This is a genomic window from Cupriavidus sp. USMAA2-4, assembly GCF_001854305.1.
Taxonomy (GTDB): Bacteria; Pseudomonadota; Gammaproteobacteria; order Burkholderiales; family Burkholderiaceae; genus Cupriavidus; species Cupriavidus malaysiensis.
On sequence record NZ_CP017749.1, the window covers coordinates 2,005,748 to 2,023,745 of the forward strand.

A 17,998-nucleotide genomic window follows, 5' to 3' on the forward strand; every position below is an offset into this window, starting at 1 on the left:
GGCTCAACCCCGGCGCAGCAACCCTTAATGCCTGGTGACCATAGCGAGTCGGAACCACCCCTTCCCATCCCGAACAGGACCGTGAAACGACTTTGCGCCGATGATAGTGCGGACTACCCGTGTGAAAGTAGGTCATCGCCAGGCTCTCCCTCCCGCAAAACCCCTCGACAGCAAACGCTGCGAGGGGTTTTGTCTTTGCGGCGCTCGCAGCACGCGCGGATGCCGACGAAGCGAAATACCGGGCAGTCTCGCCGGAAGGCGAAGCCCAAGATTGGGCGCGAAGCTGCGACAAGCGGGTCGGGCCAAAGGTGCTTCGCGTCGCATAACGTGCTCGCTTCAGCATCGAACAGGCTGCTTTTTGGGCGAGTCTGCCGGCTACACCCGCAACTTCCTTGAATCAGCCGGATCGGGCGAATTGCCCGGTAATCAGCGGTTTTCAGCGAAAAGAGGGGCGCCGCAGGTGCCCGGCGGATACATTTTCCTGTAGTGTCGGCGAGGGCCATGCGAATGCCCGGTCGACCAGGATCTGTGCTGAATCATCCGTAAGCACCCGGTGAACCCGTCTTGAAGGGGACCCGCGTAGCAAGGAGCATCGTGTCCATCTAGTTCTAGGTGGACACGTGGACACTATCGAAGAGAGCGCGCCAATACGGCGCCGACGTCGGCATAGCGCCGAGTTCAAGGCCAAGGCAGTGCAGGAGTGCATGCAGCCGGGTGTTTCGATCGCGGCGATAGCCCTGCACCATCGCCTCAATGCGAATCTGCTGCGGCGCTGGGTCGCCGAGCAGGAAGCAAAGAATGGCGCGCCTGAGGACCGCGAGTTGATGAGGGTGCCGCAAGGCGAGTTCATCCCGTTGCGGATCGGCGAGCCGACCACTGCCGTGCCGGACATCCAGATCGAAGTCCGCCGTGGCGCGACGACGATCAGTCTTCGCTGGCCGGGATCGGCCGCAGCGCAGTGCGCCCAGTGGCTGCAAGGGTGGTTGCGTTGATTCGGGTGGACGCGATCTGGTTGGCCGTGGAGCCGCTGGACATGCGCGCCGGTACCGAAACGATCCTCGCGCGGGTCGTCAAGGTGTTCGGCGCGGCACGCCCCCACCACGCCTACCTGTTTGCCAATAAGAGTTCGACGCGCATGAAGGTGCTGGTCTACGACGGCTTCGGCATCTGGCTGGCCGCGCGGCGCCTCAACAAGGGGCGCTTCATCTGGACGAACGGCGACCAGGCGATCGCCACGGCGCTCAATCCCGAGCAATTGCGTGCGCTGGTGACGGGGCTGCCTTGGCAGACGCTCACCCACGACCACGCGATCACGGTCGTGTAATACCCCCAAAGCCGTAAACTGGCTTCCTTCCAGAGGACTTGGGGTTCTGGCAGACTCGCCGCATGAACCTACCCACCAACCTCGATGCCCTGAGCCCGGACGAACTGCGCACACTGGCTGCGCAGTTGATGGCCCAGGTCGGCGAGAAGGACCGGGAGTTGCGGTACCGGCAAGCCAAGATCGACCAGCTCACACACGAGCTGGCCATCCACAAGCGCTGGAAGTTCGGCAAGCGCAGCGAGCAACTGACATCTGAACAGGCGAGTCTGCTGGACGAAGCCATTGACGCAGACCTCGAGGCGATTGAGACCGAACTGGAAGCGCTCCTGCCGTCGTCCAAATCTGAAGCCAAGAGCAAGCCCAAGCGCCAGGCATTGCCGCCGCAGTTGCCGCGCACCGACATCCACCACGAGCCGGACGCAGAGACCTGCACCTGTGGGTGTGCGCTCAAGCGCATTGGCGAAGACATCAGCGAGAAGCTGGACTACACGCCGGGCACGTTCACCGTGGAGCGTCACATCCGCGGCAAATGGGTGTGCGATCAGTGTGAGACGCTGGTGCAGACGCCGGTGCCACCCCACGTCATCGACAAAGGCATCCCGACGGCCGGACTGCTGGCACATACGCTGGTGTCCAAGTTCGGCGACCACCTTCCCCTGTATCGGCAGGAGCGCATCTATGCGCGCGCCGGTCTGGCCATCCCGCAATCGACACTGGGCGCGTGGGTGGGCATCTGTGGCGTGCGTCTGCAACCGCTGGTGGACGCCCTGCAAGAAGAGGTTCTGAGCCACGGTGTTCTGCACGCCGACGAAACGCCAGTGCAGATGCTCGCGCCCGGCAATGGCAAGACGCACCGCGCCTACCTGTGGGCCTATGCGCCGAGCGAGTTCGAGAAGATGCGCGCGGTGATTTACCAGTTTGCGCCCAGCCGCAGCGGCGAGCACGCTCGCGCGTTCCTGGGGCAGTGGCAAGGCAAGCTGGTATGTGATGACTTCGCCGGCTACAAGGCCAGCTTCGACGGTGGCGTCACTGAGATCGGTTGCATGGCCCATTCGCGGCGCAAGTTCTTTGAACTGCACGACAAGCACAAGAGCGAATTGGCGGGCCAGGCACTGCGCTACATGGTGAGCTTGTACGAGATCGAGGCGCAAGTGCGGGATGCTGAGCCAGACCAGCGCCTGGCAGCGCGGCAACAAAGGGCTGGCCCGATTCTAGAGCGGCTGCACGCCTGGCTCGAGGAACAGCGACGCCGCGTCCCAGACGGCTCGGCGATCGCGCGGGCCATTGACTACAGCCTCAAGCGGTGGCCGGCTCTCGTGCGTTACCTCGACGACCCGACGGTGCCCATCGACAACAACCACGTCGAGCGACAGATCCGGCCGGTTGCCCTGGGTCGCTCCAATTGGTTGTTTGCAGGCTCACTGCGCGCCGGTCAACGCGCGGCTGCCGTCATGAGCCTGATCCAATCGGCCAAGCTCAACGGGCACGATCCCTACGCCTATCTGAAAGACGTCCTCACGCGACTGCCGACCCACAAGGCGGCCGACATCGCCGAACTGCTCCCGCATCGCTGGACGCCCAGCGCCACCTAGCTGGCAAGACGGGTTCACCGGGTGCTTACAATCATCCGGCTTCCTTCGCGATCGTTTGCGATTCCTCCTGCGTCGCGCGATTCGCGTGCCTATCGCTTCTGTGCCAGCAGGATGCCCATGCCGATCGCCACCAGGCCGACGCCGTGGTACCAGTGCGGCCATTCGCTCAAGAGCAGCGTTGACAGCAGCGCCGCGAACACCGGCGTCAAGGTGATGAAGAAGACCGGGAGCTGCGCTCCCGCCCGCGCGATAGCGCGATCCCAGGAGAAATAGGCCAGCAGGGACGGCACGGTTCCGACATAGGCCAGGATGGCGGCAACGCGCCAGCTCCAGCGGATGGACTCCTGCGCCACGCCGAGCTCCCAGCCGACGAAAGGCACGCTGACCGCCAGGCCGGTGAGGATCTGCGCCAGCATGAAGGCGGGTAGCGGCAGGTCGGGACGATGCTTGCGCAACAGCCAGGTGTAGCCGCTCCAGGCGACTGTCGCCGCCAGCATGAACAGGTCGCCCGCGACGAAGTCGAGCTGGGCCAGCCGGGCGGGCTCGCCCCGCAGCAGCACGAAGCCTACGCCGATCAAGCACAGCAGGGCGCCGGCGACATGCCAGGGCTTGACCGGCTCCTTGAACACGGTGGCACCCAGTACCAGCAGGAAGAGCGGCGTCGACGCGCCGATCAAGGTGACATTGATCGGGGTCGACGTTTTCAACGCCAGGTATTGCAGCGCGTTGTAGCTGGCGATCGAGAGCGCGCCCAGGACCCACAGCATGACGGCGTGCCTCTGCAGGGCGCCGCGGTGCGCGAGCAGGCTGCGGCCGGCAAAGCACGCAAGGATGGCCCCGGCGATCACCCAGCGGATGAAGTTCAGCGTGATCGGCGGCACATGCCCCGCCGCCAGCCGGCCGACGATGGCATTGCCGGCCCAGCTCAGCGGTGGAAACGTCAGCAAGAAGAGCGTGCCCCACCGGGATGGCGGGGTGTGGCGGCTGTCGAGGCCCATGGCGGTCATCATGCCGGATTGAGGATCTCCAGATTATGCGGCGAACACGTCACGGCGAACAGCCGTGGATCACGGCACCGTGCCATCCGCGGGCCACGCCCGCGCTTGCCAGCGCATAGAATGGAGGCCGCGTCCCGCGCACTTGGGCGGGCGCTTCCGAGGAGCCGGTCCCGATGAATGTCGAACTTCTGCTGCGTTTCGTCCACATTGCCGCTGCCGCGATCTGGGTCGGCGGGATGTTCTTTGCCTATGTCTGCCTGCGGCCGGCGGCGGCCGAACTGCTCGAGCCACCGCCGCGGCTGCGCCTGTGGCGCGCCGTGCTGGCGCGTTTCCTCGGCTGGGTCTGGGTCACCGTGATCCTGATCGGCGTGACCGGCATGGTGCGCTTCGGCCAGGCAGGATCTGCGGCGCCACCCAACTGGCATGTGATGATGGGCAGCGGCCTGCTGATGTTCGCGATCTTCGTCTATGTCTACACGGTGCCGTTCGCGGCCCTGCGTCACAGCGTCGATGCCGAGGACTGGGCCCAGGCCGGCGTGGCGCTCGGACGGATCCGTCAGGCGGTGGGCTGGAACCTGCTGCTGGGCCTGCTGACCATCTGCGTGGCCACGCTGGGCGCAGCCCTGGGCTGAGGTGGAAGCGGGCAGGCGCGGATCAGAAGGCCCCGAACAGGTTGCCCAGGCAGATCACGGCGACCAGTGCCAGCACCGGGCCGATGATGCCGACCACGGCGATGTCGCGGTAGCTGCCGCGGTGCCCGGCACCGCAGACGGCGAGCAGCGTGACGACCGCACCGTTATGCGGCAGCACGTCCAGCGTGCCGGCGCCGATCACGGCGACGCGATGCAGCAGCGCCGGGTCGATGCCGCTGGCGGTGGCGATGTCCATGAAATTCCCCCCGAGCGCCTGCAGCGCGATCGTCAGGCCGCCCGAGGCCGAGCCCGTCAGCGCGGCCAGGACATTGGTGGCGAGCGCCAGCGAGACGAGCGGGCCGCCTTCGATCGACAGCACCCACTCGCGCACCACGGCAAAACCGGGCAGCACCGCTACCACCGAGCCGAAGCCGACCAGGCTGGCTACGCTCAAGGCCGGCAGCACGGCCGCATTGGCGCCGGCGTCCATGGTTTCACGCAGGGCCGGCAGGCGGCGGTGGTTCAGCACCAGCAGGCAGAGGATGGCTGCGGCCAGCGCCACCAGCACCGCCCACACTCCGCCCACCGCCGCCAGGCTGGTGCTGCCCCAGCGTTCCTCGGCCAGGTAGCCGGCATTCCAGCGCGGCAGCACCACCAGGCTCATCAGCAGGTTGACGCAGACCACCACGGCCAGGGGCAGCAAAGCGGCCCCGGGCGAGGGCGAATCGCTGCTGCGCTGTCCGCGCGGCGCCTCGGCCGGATCGAACTCGCGCGCCACCGAGGCGCGTTCGCGCACCAGCTCGCGCTCGGCCACTTCTTCCACCGGCACATCCGCCCCGTCTCCGAAGCCCTCGCCGGCCGCTCGCGCCGCAGCCTCGGCGCGCCCGAGCCACCACAGGCCGAAGCCCAGCATGATCGCGCTGGCGATCGCCCCCAATCCGGGCGCGGCGAAGGGCGTGGTGCCGAAGAAGGGCATCGGGATGGCGTTCTGGATGGCCGGCGTGCCGGGCAGGGCCGACATGGTGAAGGTCGAGGTGCCGAGCATGATGGCGGCCGGCGCCAGGCGGCGCGGAATGTCGGCGGTACGGAACAGCTCCAGCGCCATTGGCGCGATCACGAAGAAGGCGACGAACAGGCTGACGCCGCCATAGGTGACCAGCGCGCCGGCCAGCACCACCGCCAGCATGGCACGCCGGGTTCCCAGCGTGCGGGTCATCAAGGTGGCGATGGCCGAGACCGAGCCGCTGTCGGCCATCAGCTTGCCGAACAGTGCACCGAGCAGGAAAAGCGGGAAGAACTGCGCGACGAAACCGGCCGCGTTGTACATGAAGGTCTGGGTCCAGTGGGCCAGGGGCGGCTCGCCGGCGAAGACCGCCGCCAGCATGGCGGCACCGGGCGCCAGCAGCAAGGTGCTCCAGCCGCGATAGGTCAACCAGATGAGCAGGGCGAGGGCCAGCAGGATGCCGAGCAGGCTCATGGGGTCAGACCTCCTTGCACAGTCCGTCGGGATCGTACTTCGGCGATTGCATCTCCATGCCTCCGCGCGCGAGGCGAGAGGACGGGAAGCCTGCATTATTCCCCGCGACCGGCCAGGCCACAAGATGTTGCCCTGCACAAAGCGATGTCCGGCGTGGCTCCCATGATTCCAATGACCCCAATGACCCCAATGACCCCAATGACCCCAATGACCCCAATGGAAAAGTCCCCGGCGTAGCGGGGACTTGCCATGTTCGCATCAGGCCGGGGATCGCCGCCCTGGCGGCGTGGCTCAGGTCGCCGCGCCATCGGTGTAGGGATTGGCCTTGCCGCCGAGCGCGCCCTCGCCGTAGGCGTCGAAGCTGCGCTGCGGGACAGAGGAGACACCGCTGCGGTCCAGGCCGGCGATGCGGGCACCTTCGGTATAGGGGTCGAACTTCGCGCCACGCGCACCTTCGGTGTACGGATCGAACTTCGCGATGCGGGCACCTTCCGTGTAGGGATCGAACTTCGCGCCACGCGCACCTTCGGTGTACGGATCGAACTTCGCGCTACGGGCGCCTTCGCTGAAGGCATCGAACCTGCCGCCGCGCGCACCTTCCGTGTACACGTCATGCACTGCGCTGCGGAAGTCGTAGCCGTACTTGTCGCCGGGCTGCATGTTCTTCGGGCCGGCGGCCAGCGCGCTGCCGGCAGCGGCGGCGGCGAGGGACAGCACCAGGGTGGAAACCAGCTTGCGGGTGATAGCGTTGTGCATGATTCTCTCCAGTTCGTTTAATTTTCCAGAAGGCGTCGTGCCGTCCTTGAACGCAATGATAGGTAACCTTCCGGGCGGGAAAGGCGATGAGTCGTGGATCATTTATTCAAAAAATTTGAATTAACGGCCGAGAAGGCCGATACCATGCCGCGGCAGCCCACGGCACGGGTCCGCCCCCATCTGTCGCCCCGTCGCTCAAGTTGCCCCGGCCCCGTCCGTTATCCCTCGCAAGAGGCGGAACTCCGCCTTGGTGGCTGCCGCTGATCACGCAAACAGCAACCGATTCCCCTCCCTATTCCCGCTAATGGCAGGACTGGCCCGCTTTGATAATCGTCACTGACGAAGGGCCGCCTGGCGCTTCGCAACGGAGCGTCCATGTCCGAAGAAAGCGATCTCGAGAAAACTGAACCCGCCACACCCCGGCGCCTGGAAAAGGCGCGCGAGGAGGGGCAGGTGATCCGTTCGCGCGAGCTCGGCACCTTCATCATGCTGCTGGCCGGCGTGGCCGGCCTGTCGACGCTCGGGGCGCCGCTTGGGCGCCGGCTCGATGCCAGCATGCGCCACAGCCTGAGCTTCGAGCCGGCCACCGCTTTCGACGTATCGCGCATGCTGTCCCAGTTCGGCAACGTGGTCTGGGACAGCCTGCTGGCCCTGATGCCCCTGCTGGCGCTGCTGACCGTGGCGGCCCTGGCCGCGCCGCTGCTGCTGGGCGGGTGGATGTTCTCCACCAAGTCGCTCCAGCCCAACTTCGGCCGGCTGTCGCCCTTGCAGGGTCTGGGGCGCATGTTCTCCATGCAGACGCTGGCCGAGCTGCTGAAGGCGATCGCCAAATCCGTGCTGGTGGGCGGCGTGGCAGCCTGGGTGCTGTGGCGCCGGCTGCCCGAGGCCATCTCGTTGATGAACGTGCCGGTGCAGGAAGCACTGCTGCACATGCTCGAACTGGTGCTGTACTGCTCCGGCCTGGTCGTGCTGTCGCTGGTGGTCGTGGTCGGGCTGGACGTGCCCTGGCAGTTCTGGCAGTTCCACAAGAAGCTGCGCATGACCAAGGAAGAGGTCAAGCAGGAACACAAGGAAACCGAGGGCGATCCGCACGTCAAGGGCCGCATCCGCCAGCAGCAGCGCCAAGCCGCGCGCCGACGCATGATGTCCGAGGTACCCAAGGCCGATGTGGTGGTGACCAACCCGACCCACTTCGCGGTGGCGCTGCGCTATGAGGAAGGCCGCATGAGCGCACCGCGTGTGGTGGCCAAGGGCAGCGACCTGGTGGCGGCACGCATCCGCGAGATCGCGGTCGAGCATCGCGTCCCCATCCTGTCGGCGCCGCCGCTGGCGCGCGCGCTGCACCGCCATGTCGAACTGGGGCAGGAAATCCCGGCCGGCCTGTACACCGCCGTGGCCGAGGTGCTGGCCTGGGTCTTCCAGCTGAAACACTGGCACTACTCCAAGGGACCGCAGCCCGCGGCTCCCAGCAACCTTCTCGTGCCTGACGAACTCGCCGTACCGGAAAGCCGCGCATGAATGCCCTGACCTCCTTGCTGAAGCTGCCCGGCGGGCAGACCGCCGGCCAGATGCGAGCCCTGGCGGGCCCGCTGCTGATCGTGATGATCCTGGGCATGATGGTGCTGCCGCTGCCGCCCTTCCTGCTCGATCTGCTGTTCACCTTCAACATCGCCCTGTCGATCATGGTGCTGCTGGTGGGCATGTACACCCAGCGGCCGCTCGATTTCGCCGCCTTTCCCGCAGTGCTGCTGTTTTCCACGCTGCTGCGCCTGTCGCTGAACGTCGCCTCCACCCGCGTGGTGCTGCTCGAGGGCCATAGCGGCCCCGATGCCGCCGGCAAGGTGATCGAGGCGTTCGGCCACTTCCTCGTGGGCGGCAACTTCGCCGTGGGCATCGTGGTGTTCGCCATCCTGGTGGTGATCAACTTCATGGTGATCACCAAGGGCGCGGGCCGTATTGCCGAGGTGGGCGCGCGCTTCATGCTGGATTCGATGCCCGGCAAGCAGATGGCCATCGATGCCGACCTCAACGCGGGCCTGATCAACGAGGAGGGCGCCAAGAAGCGCCGTACCGAGGTGGCCCAGGAAGCCGACTTCTACGGCGCCATGGACGGTGCCAGCAAGTTCGTGCGCGGCGATGCCGTGGCCGGCCTGCTGATCATGTTCATCAACGTCGGCGCCGGCATGGTGGTCGGCATGGTGCAGCACGACCTCGACTTCGCCACGGCCGTGCGCAACTACACGCTGCTGACCATCGGCGACGGCCTGGTGGCGCAGATTCCCGCGCTGGTGATCTCCACTGCAGCCGGTGTCATCGTCTCGCGCGTGTCGAACGACGAAGACGTCGGCCAGCAGCTGACCGGCCAGCTGTTCTCCAATCCGCGCGTGCTCTATATCACGGGCGCCATCATCGGCCTGCTGGGCGTGATCCCGGGCATGCCGCACATCGCCTTCCTGCTGTTCGGCGCCGGCCTGATCTGGTTCGGGCGCTACCTGGCGCAGCGCCAGCAGGCCGACGCGCAGGCCAGCAAGAAGGGCGAGTCGCGCCCCGCGCAGGCGCAGCCGGAATCCACCGAGGCGACCTGGGACGACGTCACCATGGTCGATCCCCTGGGCATGGAAGTCGGCTACCGACTGATCCCGCTGGTGGACCGCGCGCAGAACGGCGAGCTGCTCGGCCGCATCAAGAGCATCCGCAAGAAGATGGCGCAGGAGATCGGCTTCCTGGTGCCGGTGGTCCATATCCGCGACAACCTCGAACTCAAGCCCAACGCCTACCGCATCACGCTCAAGGGCGTGGAGATCGGCAGCGGCGAAGCGGCGCCGGGGCAGTGGATGGCGATCAACCCCGGCCAGGTCAGCGGCACCCTGCCGGGCGCCGAGACGCGCGATCCGGCCTTCGGGCTGCCGGCCGTGTGGATCGACGCCGCGCACAAGGAGCGCGCGCAGGCCTTCGGTTACACGGTGGTCGATGCCAGCACCGTGGTGGCGACCCACCTGAACCACCTGATCCAGATGCACGCGGCCGAACTGCTGGGCCGCCAGGAAGTGCAGCAGCTGCTCGACCGCATCGCCAAGGAATCGCCGAAGCTGACCGAGGACCTGGTGCCGAAGACCATCTCGCTGACCGGCCTGCAGAAGGTCCTGCAGAACCTGCTGGAGGAGGGGGTACCCATCCGCGACATGCGCACCATCCTGGACGTGGTGGCGGAGCACGCGCCCAAGATCAGCGAGCCCAGCGAGCTGACCGAGCTGGTGCGCGTGGCGCTGGGCCGCGCCATCACGCAGCAGCTGTACCCGAACGGGGCGGAAATGCAGGTGGTCGGCCTCGAAGCCGGCCTGGAGCGCGTGCTGACCCAGGTGCTGAACAGCGGCGGGGGCCTAGAGCCCGGCCTGGCGGACGCCCTGCTGCAGCAATCGCGTGCCTGCGTGGAGCGGCAGGAGCAGATGGGCTACACACCCGTGCTGCTGGTGCCGCCGCCGCTGCGGGCGCTGCTGGCTCGTTTCCTCCGGCGTACGCTGCCGCAGCTCAAGGTGCTGTCGCATGCCGAGGTCCCCGACAACCGAAACATCAGGATCACCGCCGTGATCGGCGGTGCAGCATGAGGAAGGCGCGATGAGCGTAGCGAAATTCGTGGCGGCCAATGGCCGCGAGGCCCTGCGGCGCGTGCGCGAGGCGATGGGGCCTGACGCGGTGGTGCTGTCCAACCGGACCGTCGATGGCGGCGTCGAGATCGTCGCCATGCGCGACACCGATGTCGGCGCCATCTCCAGCAGCGCCCAGCTCTATGTGCCGCCCGCACCGGCGCGCGACGACGAGGCCGAGATGGGCGAGCTGCGCGGCGAGCTCAAGTCGATGCGCGCGCTGATCGAGCGCCAGTTCGCCGGCATGGGCAACGTGCCGGTGGCGACGGGCGACCCGCTGCGCGAGTCGCTCTTCACCTGGCTGGCCGGCGCGGGCTTCTCCGGGCAGCTCGCGCGCACGCTGCTGGCGCACCTGCCGGTCGGTCACGACCGCCAGTCGGCGATGGCCTGGATCCGCCAGGAGCTGGCGCGCAAGGTGCAGGTGCTGGCCGATGAGGAAGCACTCTTCGCCCAGGGCGGCGTGCTCGCGCTGATCGGGCCGACCGGCGTCGGCAAGACCACCACCACCGCCAAGCTCGCCGCGCGCTTCGTGCTCAAGCACGGTCCGGAGCGGCTGGCGTTGCTGACCACCGACAGCTTCCGTATCGGCGCGCACGAGCAGCTGCGCATCTATGGCGACATCCTCGGCGTGCCCGTGCACGCGGTGAAGGATGCGGCCGACCTGCGCTTCGCGCTGAACGCGCTGGCCGACAAGCACCTGGTCATCGTCGACACGGTCGGCATGAGCCAGCGTGACCGCAACCTGTCCGAACAGATCGCCATGCTGGCCGGCGTGCAGGCACCGGTGCAGCGCGTGCTGCTGCTCAATGGCGCCAGCCACGGCGATACGCTCAACGAGGTGGTGCACGCCTACCGGCAGGACGCCGGTCTCGGCGGTGAGCCCGGCTGCGGCCTGGACGGCTGCATCATCACCAAGCTGGACGAAGCCACGCACCTGGGATCGGTGCTCGACGTCGTCATCCGCCACCGCCTGCCGGTGTTCTACGCCTCCACCGGCCAGCGCGTGCCCGAGCACCTGGAGCTGGCGCAGGCGCCGGCCCTGGTCGAGCGCGCCTTCCTGACGCCCCGCCGCGGCTCGGTCTTCGCCGATGCGGACGTGGCCCGCCGCCAGGCCGGCGCCCTCGAGGATGCCGAGGCGCAGCGCGGTCCCGCCGCCGAGGACATGCTGCGCTCGCTGAGCGACAGTGCCGATGCGGTCGGTGCCTGCGTGGCCGAGCTCGATGCCGGTACGCAGGGTTTTCCGCTGCTGCGCGCGCTGTGGCAGCAGCGCGACGACGACGCCGCATCGCTGCGCAGCGTCGCGCAGCAGGTGCGCGAAGCTGCCTGCCGCGACCTCGGTCGCGGCTGCGATCGCCATGTGCTGGCGCTGTCCGCCACCGCCCAGTTCGCGGCTGGCGGGCGCCGGGCCCCGCACCATGTTCAGACGACCCTGTGGCTGTCGGATCGCGACGGCTTCCCGCTGGCCGCCGCCGTGAGCGGTGCACGCAACGGCAGCGGCGAAACCGAGGCCGCCACGCTGCGCGCCGCGCTGGCGGCCACGCGTACGGTCGTCAACATGGTCGATGCGCTGCCGGCTCCGGCCGTGCTGGCGCGCTGGCAGCAAGGCGGCGAACGCTGGCTGGCGCGGGCCCGCAAGGGCGCGCGCATGCTCAGCGGAGGCACGGCCTGGAAGGTCGAGGCCCTGGCCGAAACGCTGACCTTCCATGCCGTGGGCGAACTCCATGAGCAGGGCTGCGATGCCGTGCAATGGCTGGCCCAGGTGCCGGTGCGGGTGCCCGACGGTCCGCTGCAGCGCCGTGCCGGCCGCGGCAATGCCGACGGCGGCACCGATGCCTGCCTGCTGGTTTCCCGCCTGGTGGAGCGCGACAGCGGCCGCCTGCTGGACACCAGCTATCTGCTGTGCGACCCCGCCCTGGCCGATGAATCCGCGCGGCTGGCGCAGTGGGCGCGCTGGGCACTGGCCGCCGAGGCACGCTTCCGCACGCTGCGCCACGCGCTCGACCATCTTGCCCGCGGCGCCGTGCCGGCCGCGGACGAGGCGCAATGCCGCGCCGCGCTGATGGCGCTGCAGGCCGGCCTGACCGCCCTGCGTCTCGAATGCGAGCCGGGCGCCGTGGCGGCCGGCTTCCTCTCGCGCCTGGCCGGCCGCGCCGCGGGCAAGGCCGCGCAAGCGGCGCCGGGCCAGGCGCTGGTCGAAGGCCTGGCGCGCCTGCTGGCGCTGCTGGACGTGCTGGAGGGCTATCCCGTGCGCGCAAACCGTGCCGCTGCGGCGGACCCGGTCCGTGCGGATACGTCCGCTGCCGAGCAACAACTGGAATCCGTAGGAGAGTAGGTCTGTGCACACTCTGGCAACCGATCAGGCCGAGGGGCTGCGGCGCCTGCTGGCGCCGCGCGCCACACGGCACATCGCCGTGGTAGCCAGCGAGCCGGGGGCCGGCGCCACGACGGTCGCGCTCGGACTGGCCAGCGCGCTGGCCATGCAGGGCGAGCGCGTCCTGCTGGTCGACGAGGATGCCCCGGGCGCGCGCGCCGCGCACCTGGCCGGAGCCGCGCCGCGCGGCACGCTGGCCCAGGTGCTGGCCGCACAGGCGACGCTCGACCAGGCGCTCGGTGCCGCCGGGCCCAGCGGTGTCGCCGTGCTGCCCGCGGGCGCTGCCGGCCCGGCCGGCGGCGGCCTGCCGGGCACCTTCGGCGCCTTCCGCACCGTGCTGGCCGATGCCCGCGCCGACGGCCAGGGGACGCTGTCGGCGCTGGCCGGCGCCGCGCACAACCTGCTGGTGGTGATGCGCCCCGAGGCGGCCTCGATCACCGCGGCCTACGCGCGCATCAAGCAACTGCATCACCGCTACGCCATCCGCCATTTCCAGCTCGTCGTCAATGCGGCGGCGGGCGAGGGCATCGCCGGCGCGGTGGCCGGCAACCTGGCCCGCACCGCCAGCCAGTATCTCGGCATCGAGGCCTCGTGGGCCGGCTATCTGCCGCTCGATCCGCTGGTCAGGCAGAGCGAGCAGCTGGGTCGCGGCGTGGTCGATGCCTACCCCGCCGCACCGGCGACGATGGCCTTGCGCCGCATCGCCAGCAGCATCGGCGCGTGGCCCATGCGCGCCGCGTCCACCACCTTCCCCGGCGTCGCCTCGGCGACGCCTCCGACCAGCCCACGCATTCATTGACGCCGATGCCGCACGTATCGTTCCCCCAGGCCATCGACCGGGCCCAAGCCATCGGGCCCCGGTCCCTGCACGGTACGCGCGCGGCCGGCGCTGCGCTCTAGAAGCCACGAGAGTCCCACCATGTACACCGTTCAGGGAAAGCTCGAACAGACGGATCTGGTCAAGGCACACGCATCGCTGGTGCGCCGCATCGCCTTGCAACTGGCGGCCAAGCTGCCGGCCAGCGTGCAGCTCGACGACCTGATCCAGGCCGGCATGATCGGCCTGCTGGACGCGGCCAAGCGCTACGAAGACACGCACGGCGCGCGCTTCGAGACCTATGCCAGCCAGCGCATCCGCGGCGCCATGCTCGACGAGGTGCGCGCCAACGACTGGCAGTCGCGCAGCCTGCGCCAGTTCACCCGCCGCATCGAGCGGGCCATACGCAGCCTGGAGCAGAAGCTTGGCCGCACGCCCCTCGATTCCGAAGTGGCCGAGCATCTCGAGATGCCGTTGCCGGAGTACCAGCTGCTGCTCAACGAAGTGCACGGCTGCCAGCTGCTGCATTACGAGGACTTCGAGCGCTCCGGCGAAGAGGATTTCCTCGAGCGCCACCTCGGCGTCAACGAAGACAGCGACCCGCTGATGGTGCTGATGGAGAGCGGCATGCGCGAAGCGCTGATCCGCGCCATCGAGCGCCTGCCCGAGCGGGAGAAGCTGGTGCTGTCGCTGTGCTACGACCAGGAGCTGAACCTGCGCGAGATCGGCGCCGTGCTGGACGTGACCGAGTCGCGTGTCTGCCAGATCCGCGGCCAGGCCATCGCGCGCCTGCGTGGCCAGCTGCGGGGACTGCTCTGATGCGAGGGCCCGGCCGCGCCGCGCCGCGCGTGCAGGCATGCGTTGCGACGGGCGTCGCCGCACTCGGCCTGGCGACCGCCGTCCCGCCAGTCCGGGCGGACGAGGGAGGTCCCGGTCATGCCTGGCAGAGCGTGGTGCAGGGGCCGATGCTGTCCGTGCGCGGGATGCGCATACTGTCGCCTGCGCTGCGGCCCGGCGCGATGCCGGCGCTGGCGACCGGCAAGGTGACATCCGTGCGCTGGCAGTACACCTTCAGCGGCGTGCCGCCGCATGATCTCCAGGTCTACCTGTGCAATGGCAGCCGATGCGTGCTGTTGCCGGCGGCGCAAGGCCACACCGAGGCATTCCGCGGCGATGCCGCCGCACAGGATTTCACCTTTGCTTTCCTGGCACCCGGGCGTGGCGCGCTGGCGCCCGTGCTGCAGGGGCGCGCCAACCAGGTCATCGTCGACTATCGCTGATCGTTGAGAGCGGTCCGCCGCCGCTGCGGCCGGCGGCGATGTTCCGCCGCCGCTGCGGCGACACCCGCGACGCCGTCCTCGGCCGATCCGGCTCGGTTCAGCTCAGCTCAGTTCAGTTCAGTTCAAGGAAGAGGATGGCGGCGCCGGACGGCGCGGTAGCGAGGGGCGATCGTGCGACCATCGTCGCGCGGCCATGTCACCAGCCCGAGCGGGGCGCTGCGAGCGCGCGCCAGTCCCAGCCGCCGCAGTGGCCTCAGCCGCGCGCCAGGCTCAGGCCGGATGCCGCGTTCTGGGTGCGGCCGTCGCGGCCGTAGAGGCCGGCATCGATGCCGCGCTGGCGCAGTACCTGGATGGCCGCGCGCGTGTGTTCGAGATGGGTGGCGATGACCGCCGAATTCAGCGTGCTTGCCTGGTGCGCGCCGAGCGCGGCCAGGCGCAGGGTGCGCCAGGCCTGATGCACGGCGGGGTCGATGCGCAGGCCGACCAGCATGCCGTTCGGGCCGGCGCGCAAGCCGGCGGCGGCCATCTGCGCTTCGCGCGCGGCGCCCAGTTCGGCCAGCGCGGAGGCCAGCGCCGTCTTGCGGTCCAGCACCGCGCCGAGCGCCTGCGCGTCGCCGCTCTTCATCACTTCGCGTTCGTCGGCCAGGGCCTCGGCGAATGCCTTCACGGCTTCGGTTTCGCGATGCAGGATCTGGATCAGGGGCAGGCTCATGGTTTCTCCACGCGCGGCGCTCTATGCCGTTCGCTCTCGGCTCGCTGCTGGGTTCCTGCCGCGGACCGCTTACTGGCCCTGGTTCAGCTCGCGCAGCGTGGCGAGCAGACCGTCGGCAATCTTGCTCGGATCGATCTTGATCCGGCCTTCGACGATGGCCTGGCGGATTTCCTCCACGCGGGCCGTGTCGATGTCGTTGTCGCTATCCTGGCTCAGGCTGGCGCCGATCTGGCGGACCTGGGCGCTCAGGGGGCTGGTCTGCACCTCGGCTGCCGTGGCCGGGGCGGGAGCGGGGGCCGTGGTGGCGCGCGCCGTGCCTTCGGCGGGGGCGCCGGTCCTGGACGAAGTGGACTGATTGATCTTCACGACTGTTCCTTGCTGGGTTCCACATGCATATCGGACGCCCGGCCGCAAACTTTAGGGCCGCCTTGCCGCATGGGCATCGCAAGCCCGCATTGTCGCACGCCATCCCGCCGCTGCGCCGCGTACCCGGCCGCCCGGCCGGTCGCTTTGCCGCGCCTATTGCTGCAGTACCACGGTATCGCCGCTGCGCACCAGCCCGGTGACCACCTGGCCGTTCTTCAGCCGCACCTGCACCGAGCCGCCCGTCGGCGCATCATTCATCACTTTTCCTTCGCTGCTGATCTGGAAGGCCTCGCCTTCGATGGTCACCGACACGGTCTGGCCGTTGCGTACGGCGGCCGGCCGCTTGAGCAGGTCGGCGCGCAGCGGCGAGCCGGCGGCGATGCGGGTGGCGGCGACGGCACCGTTGGCCTGCGCCGGGTCGGTCACCACCGCGCGCGGCAGCATCGCGAGGTCCCCCTGGCGAGCTTGCAGGTCGGCGCTGCCGATCGGTTCGCCGGGGGCGATCGCGCGGGCTGCCACGTAGTAGTCGGTCAACACGCCGACCCGTGCCTGCACGTAGCGTATCCACGGACGTTCGCCACCGCAGCGCACGCCGACCGTGACGCGGCCCCAGGGCGAGCCGCCCGGCGGCAGGAAGGGGTCGGGCGCCTCGCATTCGGGAGCGCGGCCGCCGGAGGGCGGCACGACCTGGATGCTGACCTTGCCCGGCAGGCCGGCGCTCTGGCGCGCGAGGAACTGCTCGACCGCGCTGCGCACGGGATCGTCGGGGAAAGGTGTGGCGGGCGTGGCGCCATTGCCGGCCCTGGCGCCGGCCGGTTGCGCCGCGACGTGGGCGCCGGCCAGGGCCAGCGCCAGCGCGGGCAGCAGGCGCGTCGCGCGGAGCAGGGCGCGGAACAGGGCGCGGAACAGGGCGCGCAATGGGGCGCGCAATGGGGCGCGGAACAGCGCTCGGGACAGAGGCTTCATGTGGGTCTTCCAGCAAGTGCGCGGGCCTTGCGGCACGCAGCGGAACGTCCCGTATTGTAGGCAGCCACCCGGCGCGCTTCGGAGGGAATTGCGCGGGTTTCCGCCGCCTATTCGCGCGATTGCGCTGGCGTCGCCGCACCTACCATGGCAAGCCTGAAGAAGCATGCGCTTCCATGTTCTCCCTTCCCAGCGAGACGCAGACATGATTGACAAACTCGATGCGGCTTTCCGCTTCCAGCAGGAAGCGCTCAACCTGCGTAACCAGCGCCAGTCGGTACTGGCGGCGAACATCGCCAATGCCGATACGCCTGGCTTCAAGGCGCGTGACTACGACTTCGCGAGCACGCTGTCGCAGACCATGCAGCGCGGCGGCGCCGGCGGCGCGCAGGGCGGCCTGGTGCTGACCACCACGTCGGCACGGCACCTGCCCGCCGAGGCACCGTCGGGCACGAGCGACCGCGACCTGATGTACCGCATCCCGACACAGTCCAGCATCGACGGCAACTCCGTGGAAATGGACACCGAGCGCGTCGCCTTCGCCGACAACACCGTGGGTTACCAGTCGGACCTGACGGTGATGACGTCGAAGATCAAGACGATGCTGGCCGCGATCCAGCAGTGAGCATGCCATGGCAGCCATGAATATCTTCGACGTGGTCGGTTCGGCCATGTCCGCGCAGTCGCAGCGCATGAACGTCACCGCGTCCAACCTCGCCAACGTGGACAGCGCGGTCAGTCCCAACGGGCAGCCCTATCGCGCCAAGCAGGTCGTCTTCGGGCTCGCGCCGACACCCGGCCAGAGCGAGATCGGCGGGGTGCAGGTGCAGGGCGTGGTCGAGGATCCCTCGCCGGCCAAGATGGTCTTCAATCCCACGCATCCGCTGGCCAATGCGGAAGGCTACGTGACCATGCCCAACGTGAACCCGGTGGAGGAGATGGTCAACATGATCTCGGCTTCGCGTTCCTACCAGGCCAACGTCGAGGTGTTGAATTCCGCCAAGAACATGATGCTCAAGACGCTGACCCTGGGTCAGTGACGCCGACAGGCCAACCCGACAAGCCG

General features: G+C 68.7%; 18 protein-coding genes and 1 rRNA gene. 13 read left to right on the forward strand and 6 right to left on the reverse strand.

Annotation, left to right across the window (positions count from 1 at the left end; translation table 11 throughout):
* Window positions 1-30 precede the first annotated feature (30 nt).
* The 4 genes from rrf to tnpC all read left to right on the forward strand — a co-directional run bounded on the left by rrf (window position 31) and on the right by tnpC (window position 2,916).
* A 5S ribosomal RNA gene (gene rrf, locus BKK79_RS28880) occupies window positions 31-144 on the forward strand.
* 476 nt (window positions 145-620) lie between these two features.
* Window positions 621-992 carry an IS66-like element accessory protein TnpA gene (gene tnpA, locus BKK79_RS28885; protein WP_004633552.1) on the forward strand — a complete coding sequence of 124 codons (372 nt, stop codon included), beginning with the start codon at window positions 621-623 and terminating at the stop codon, window positions 990-992.
* A gap of 5 nt (window positions 993-997) precedes the next feature.
* Window positions 998-1,324 carry an IS66 family insertion sequence element accessory protein TnpB gene (gene tnpB / locus BKK79_RS28890; RefSeq protein WP_131807846.1) on the forward strand — a complete coding sequence of 109 codons (327 nt, stop codon included), beginning with the start codon at window positions 998-1,000 and terminating at the stop codon, window positions 1,322-1,324.
* Window positions 1,325-1,386: 62 nt separating this feature from the next.
* Window positions 1,387-2,916: an IS66 family transposase gene (gene tnpC / locus BKK79_RS28895; protein ID WP_009238807.1), complete on the forward strand. Its 1,530-nt coding sequence runs from the start codon at window positions 1,387-1,389 to the stop codon at window positions 2,914-2,916.
* A gap of 89 nt (window positions 2,917-3,005) precedes the next feature.
* On the opposite strand, the gene BKK79_RS28900 is transcribed toward tnpC, so the two are convergent.
* The gene (locus BKK79_RS28900; RefSeq protein ID WP_232346343.1) at window positions 3,006-3,926 is read right to left on the reverse strand and encodes a DMT family transporter; all 921 of its coding nucleotides are present in this window, start codon (window positions 3,924-3,926) and stop codon (window positions 3,006-3,008) included.
* 161 nt (window positions 3,927-4,087) lie between these two features.
* Here BKK79_RS28900 and BKK79_RS28905 point away from each other — a divergent pair, with 161 nt between their 5' ends.
* Entirely contained in the window at window positions 4,088-4,546 is a 459-nt protein-coding gene (locus BKK79_RS28905) for a CopD family protein (RefSeq protein ID WP_071039531.1), read from the forward strand.
* Window positions 4,547-4,568: 22 nt separating this feature from the next.
* Here BKK79_RS28905 and BKK79_RS28910 read toward each other — a convergent pair whose 3' ends face one another.
* Complete coding sequence (locus BKK79_RS28910; RefSeq protein ID WP_071021730.1) at window positions 4,569-6,023, reverse strand: GntP family permease; 1,455 nt, start codon at window positions 6,021-6,023, stop codon at window positions 4,569-4,571.
* Between the two features lie 291 nt (window positions 6,024-6,314).
* Window positions 6,315-6,779 (reverse strand): hypothetical protein, encoded by a 465-nt coding sequence (locus BKK79_RS28915; protein ID WP_071021728.1) that lies wholly within the window; start codon window positions 6,777-6,779, stop codon window positions 6,315-6,317.
* A 375-nt stretch (window positions 6,780-7,154) separates the two neighbouring features.
* Here BKK79_RS28915 and flhB point away from each other — a divergent pair, with 375 nt between their 5' ends.
* From flhB to BKK79_RS28945, 6 genes are all read left to right on the forward strand, one after another.
* Window positions 7,155-8,297, forward strand: a complete 1,143-nt coding sequence (gene flhB, locus BKK79_RS28920; protein ID WP_071021725.1) for a flagellar biosynthesis protein FlhB — start codon at window positions 7,155-7,157, stop codon at window positions 8,295-8,297.
* Window positions 8,294-10,384: a flagellar biosynthesis protein FlhA gene (gene flhA / locus BKK79_RS28925; protein WP_071021722.1), complete on the forward strand. Its 2,091-nt coding sequence runs from the start codon at window positions 8,294-8,296 to the stop codon at window positions 10,382-10,384. The genes flhB and flhA overlap by 4 nt, the downstream gene beginning before the upstream one ends.
* A gap of 10 nt (window positions 10,385-10,394) precedes the next feature.
* Window positions 10,395-12,755: a flagellar biosynthesis protein FlhF gene (flhF, locus tag BKK79_RS28930; RefSeq protein ID WP_071039532.1), complete on the forward strand. Its 2,361-nt coding sequence runs from the start codon at window positions 10,395-10,397 to the stop codon at window positions 12,753-12,755.
* 4 nt (window positions 12,756-12,759) lie between these two features.
* The gene (locus BKK79_RS28935; RefSeq protein WP_197524016.1) at window positions 12,760-13,593 is read left to right on the forward strand and encodes a MinD/ParA family ATP-binding protein; all 834 of its coding nucleotides are present in this window, start codon (window positions 12,760-12,762) and stop codon (window positions 13,591-13,593) included.
* Between the two features lie 120 nt (window positions 13,594-13,713).
* Window positions 13,714-14,430, forward strand: coding sequence for an RNA polymerase sigma factor FliA (locus BKK79_RS28940; protein WP_071021717.1), 717 nt, complete (start codon window positions 13,714-13,716; stop codon window positions 14,428-14,430).
* Window positions 14,430-14,891: a flagellar protein FlhE gene (locus BKK79_RS28945; protein ID WP_071021715.1), complete on the forward strand. Its 462-nt coding sequence runs from the start codon at window positions 14,430-14,432 to the stop codon at window positions 14,889-14,891. The genes BKK79_RS28940 and BKK79_RS28945 overlap by 1 nt, the downstream gene beginning before the upstream one ends.
* Before the next feature lie 253 nt (window positions 14,892-15,144).
* On the opposite strand, the gene BKK79_RS28950 is transcribed toward BKK79_RS28945, so the two are convergent.
* The 3 genes from BKK79_RS28950 to flgA all read right to left on the reverse strand — a co-directional run bounded on the left by BKK79_RS28950 (window position 15,145) and on the right by flgA (window position 16,935).
* Window positions 15,145-15,603 carry a flagella synthesis protein FlgN gene (locus tag BKK79_RS28950; protein ID WP_071039533.1) on the reverse strand — a complete coding sequence of 153 codons (459 nt, stop codon included), beginning with the start codon at window positions 15,601-15,603 and terminating at the stop codon, window positions 15,145-15,147.
* Between the two features lie 69 nt (window positions 15,604-15,672).
* Entirely contained in the window at window positions 15,673-15,969 is a 297-nt protein-coding gene (flgM, locus tag BKK79_RS28955; protein ID WP_071021709.1) for a flagellar biosynthesis anti-sigma factor FlgM, read from the reverse strand.
* 153 nt (window positions 15,970-16,122) lie between these two features.
* Window positions 16,123-16,935 (reverse strand): flagellar basal body P-ring formation chaperone FlgA, encoded by an 813-nt coding sequence (gene flgA, locus BKK79_RS28960; RefSeq protein WP_084085295.1) that lies wholly within the window; start codon window positions 16,933-16,935, stop codon window positions 16,123-16,125.
* A 202-nt stretch (window positions 16,936-17,137) separates the two neighbouring features.
* Here flgA and flgB point away from each other — a divergent pair, with 202 nt between their 5' ends.
* The gene (gene flgB / locus BKK79_RS28965; RefSeq protein WP_071021703.1) at window positions 17,138-17,557 is read left to right on the forward strand and encodes a flagellar basal body rod protein FlgB; all 420 of its coding nucleotides are present in this window, start codon (window positions 17,138-17,140) and stop codon (window positions 17,555-17,557) included.
* Between the two features lie 7 nt (window positions 17,558-17,564).
* Entirely contained in the window at window positions 17,565-17,972 is a 408-nt protein-coding gene (flgC, locus tag BKK79_RS28970) for a flagellar basal body rod protein FlgC (RefSeq protein ID WP_071021699.1), read from the forward strand.
* Window positions 17,973-17,998: the final 26 nt, after the last annotated feature.

Bases quoted from the DNA above. Each gene is read 5' to 3' on its own strand.
- tnpC (WP_009238807.1), top strand. From the start codon at position 1,387: ATGAACCTACCCACCAACCTCGATGCCCTGAGCCCGGACGAACTGCGC.
- BKK79_RS28900 (WP_232346343.1), bottom strand. From the start codon at position 3,926: ATGATGACCGCCATGGGCCTCGACAGCCGCCACACCCCGCCATCCCGG.
- BKK79_RS28905 (WP_071039531.1), top strand. From the start codon at position 4,088: ATGAATGTCGAACTTCTGCTGCGTTTCGTCCACATTGCCGCTGCCGCG.
- BKK79_RS28910 (WP_071021730.1), bottom strand. From the start codon at position 6,023: ATGAGCCTGCTCGGCATCCTGCTGGCCCTCGCCCTGCTCATCTGGTTG.
- BKK79_RS28915 (WP_071021728.1), bottom strand. From the start codon at position 6,779: ATGCACAACGCTATCACCCGCAAGCTGGTTTCCACCCTGGTGCTGTCC.
- flhB (WP_071021725.1), top strand. From the start codon at position 7,155: ATGTCCGAAGAAAGCGATCTCGAGAAAACTGAACCCGCCACACCCCGG.
- flhA (WP_071021722.1), top strand. From the start codon at position 8,294: ATGAATGCCCTGACCTCCTTGCTGAAGCTGCCCGGCGGGCAGACCGCC.
- flhF (WP_071039532.1), top strand. From the start codon at position 10,395: ATGAGCGTAGCGAAATTCGTGGCGGCCAATGGCCGCGAGGCCCTGCGG.
- BKK79_RS28940 (WP_071021717.1), top strand. From the start codon at position 13,714: ATGTACACCGTTCAGGGAAAGCTCGAACAGACGGATCTGGTCAAGGCA.
- BKK79_RS28945 (WP_071021715.1), top strand. From the start codon at position 14,430: ATGCGAGGGCCCGGCCGCGCCGCGCCGCGCGTGCAGGCATGCGTTGCG.
- BKK79_RS28950 (WP_071039533.1), bottom strand. From the start codon at position 15,603: ATGAGCCTGCCCCTGATCCAGATCCTGCATCGCGAAACCGAAGCCGTG.
- flgA (WP_084085295.1), bottom strand. From the start codon at position 16,935: ATGAAGCCTCTGTCCCGAGCGCTGTTCCGCGCCCCATTGCGCGCCCCA.
- flgB (WP_071021703.1), top strand. From the start codon at position 17,138: ATGATTGACAAACTCGATGCGGCTTTCCGCTTCCAGCAGGAAGCGCTC.
- flgC (WP_071021699.1), top strand. From the start codon at position 17,565: ATGGCAGCCATGAATATCTTCGACGTGGTCGGTTCGGCCATGTCCGCG.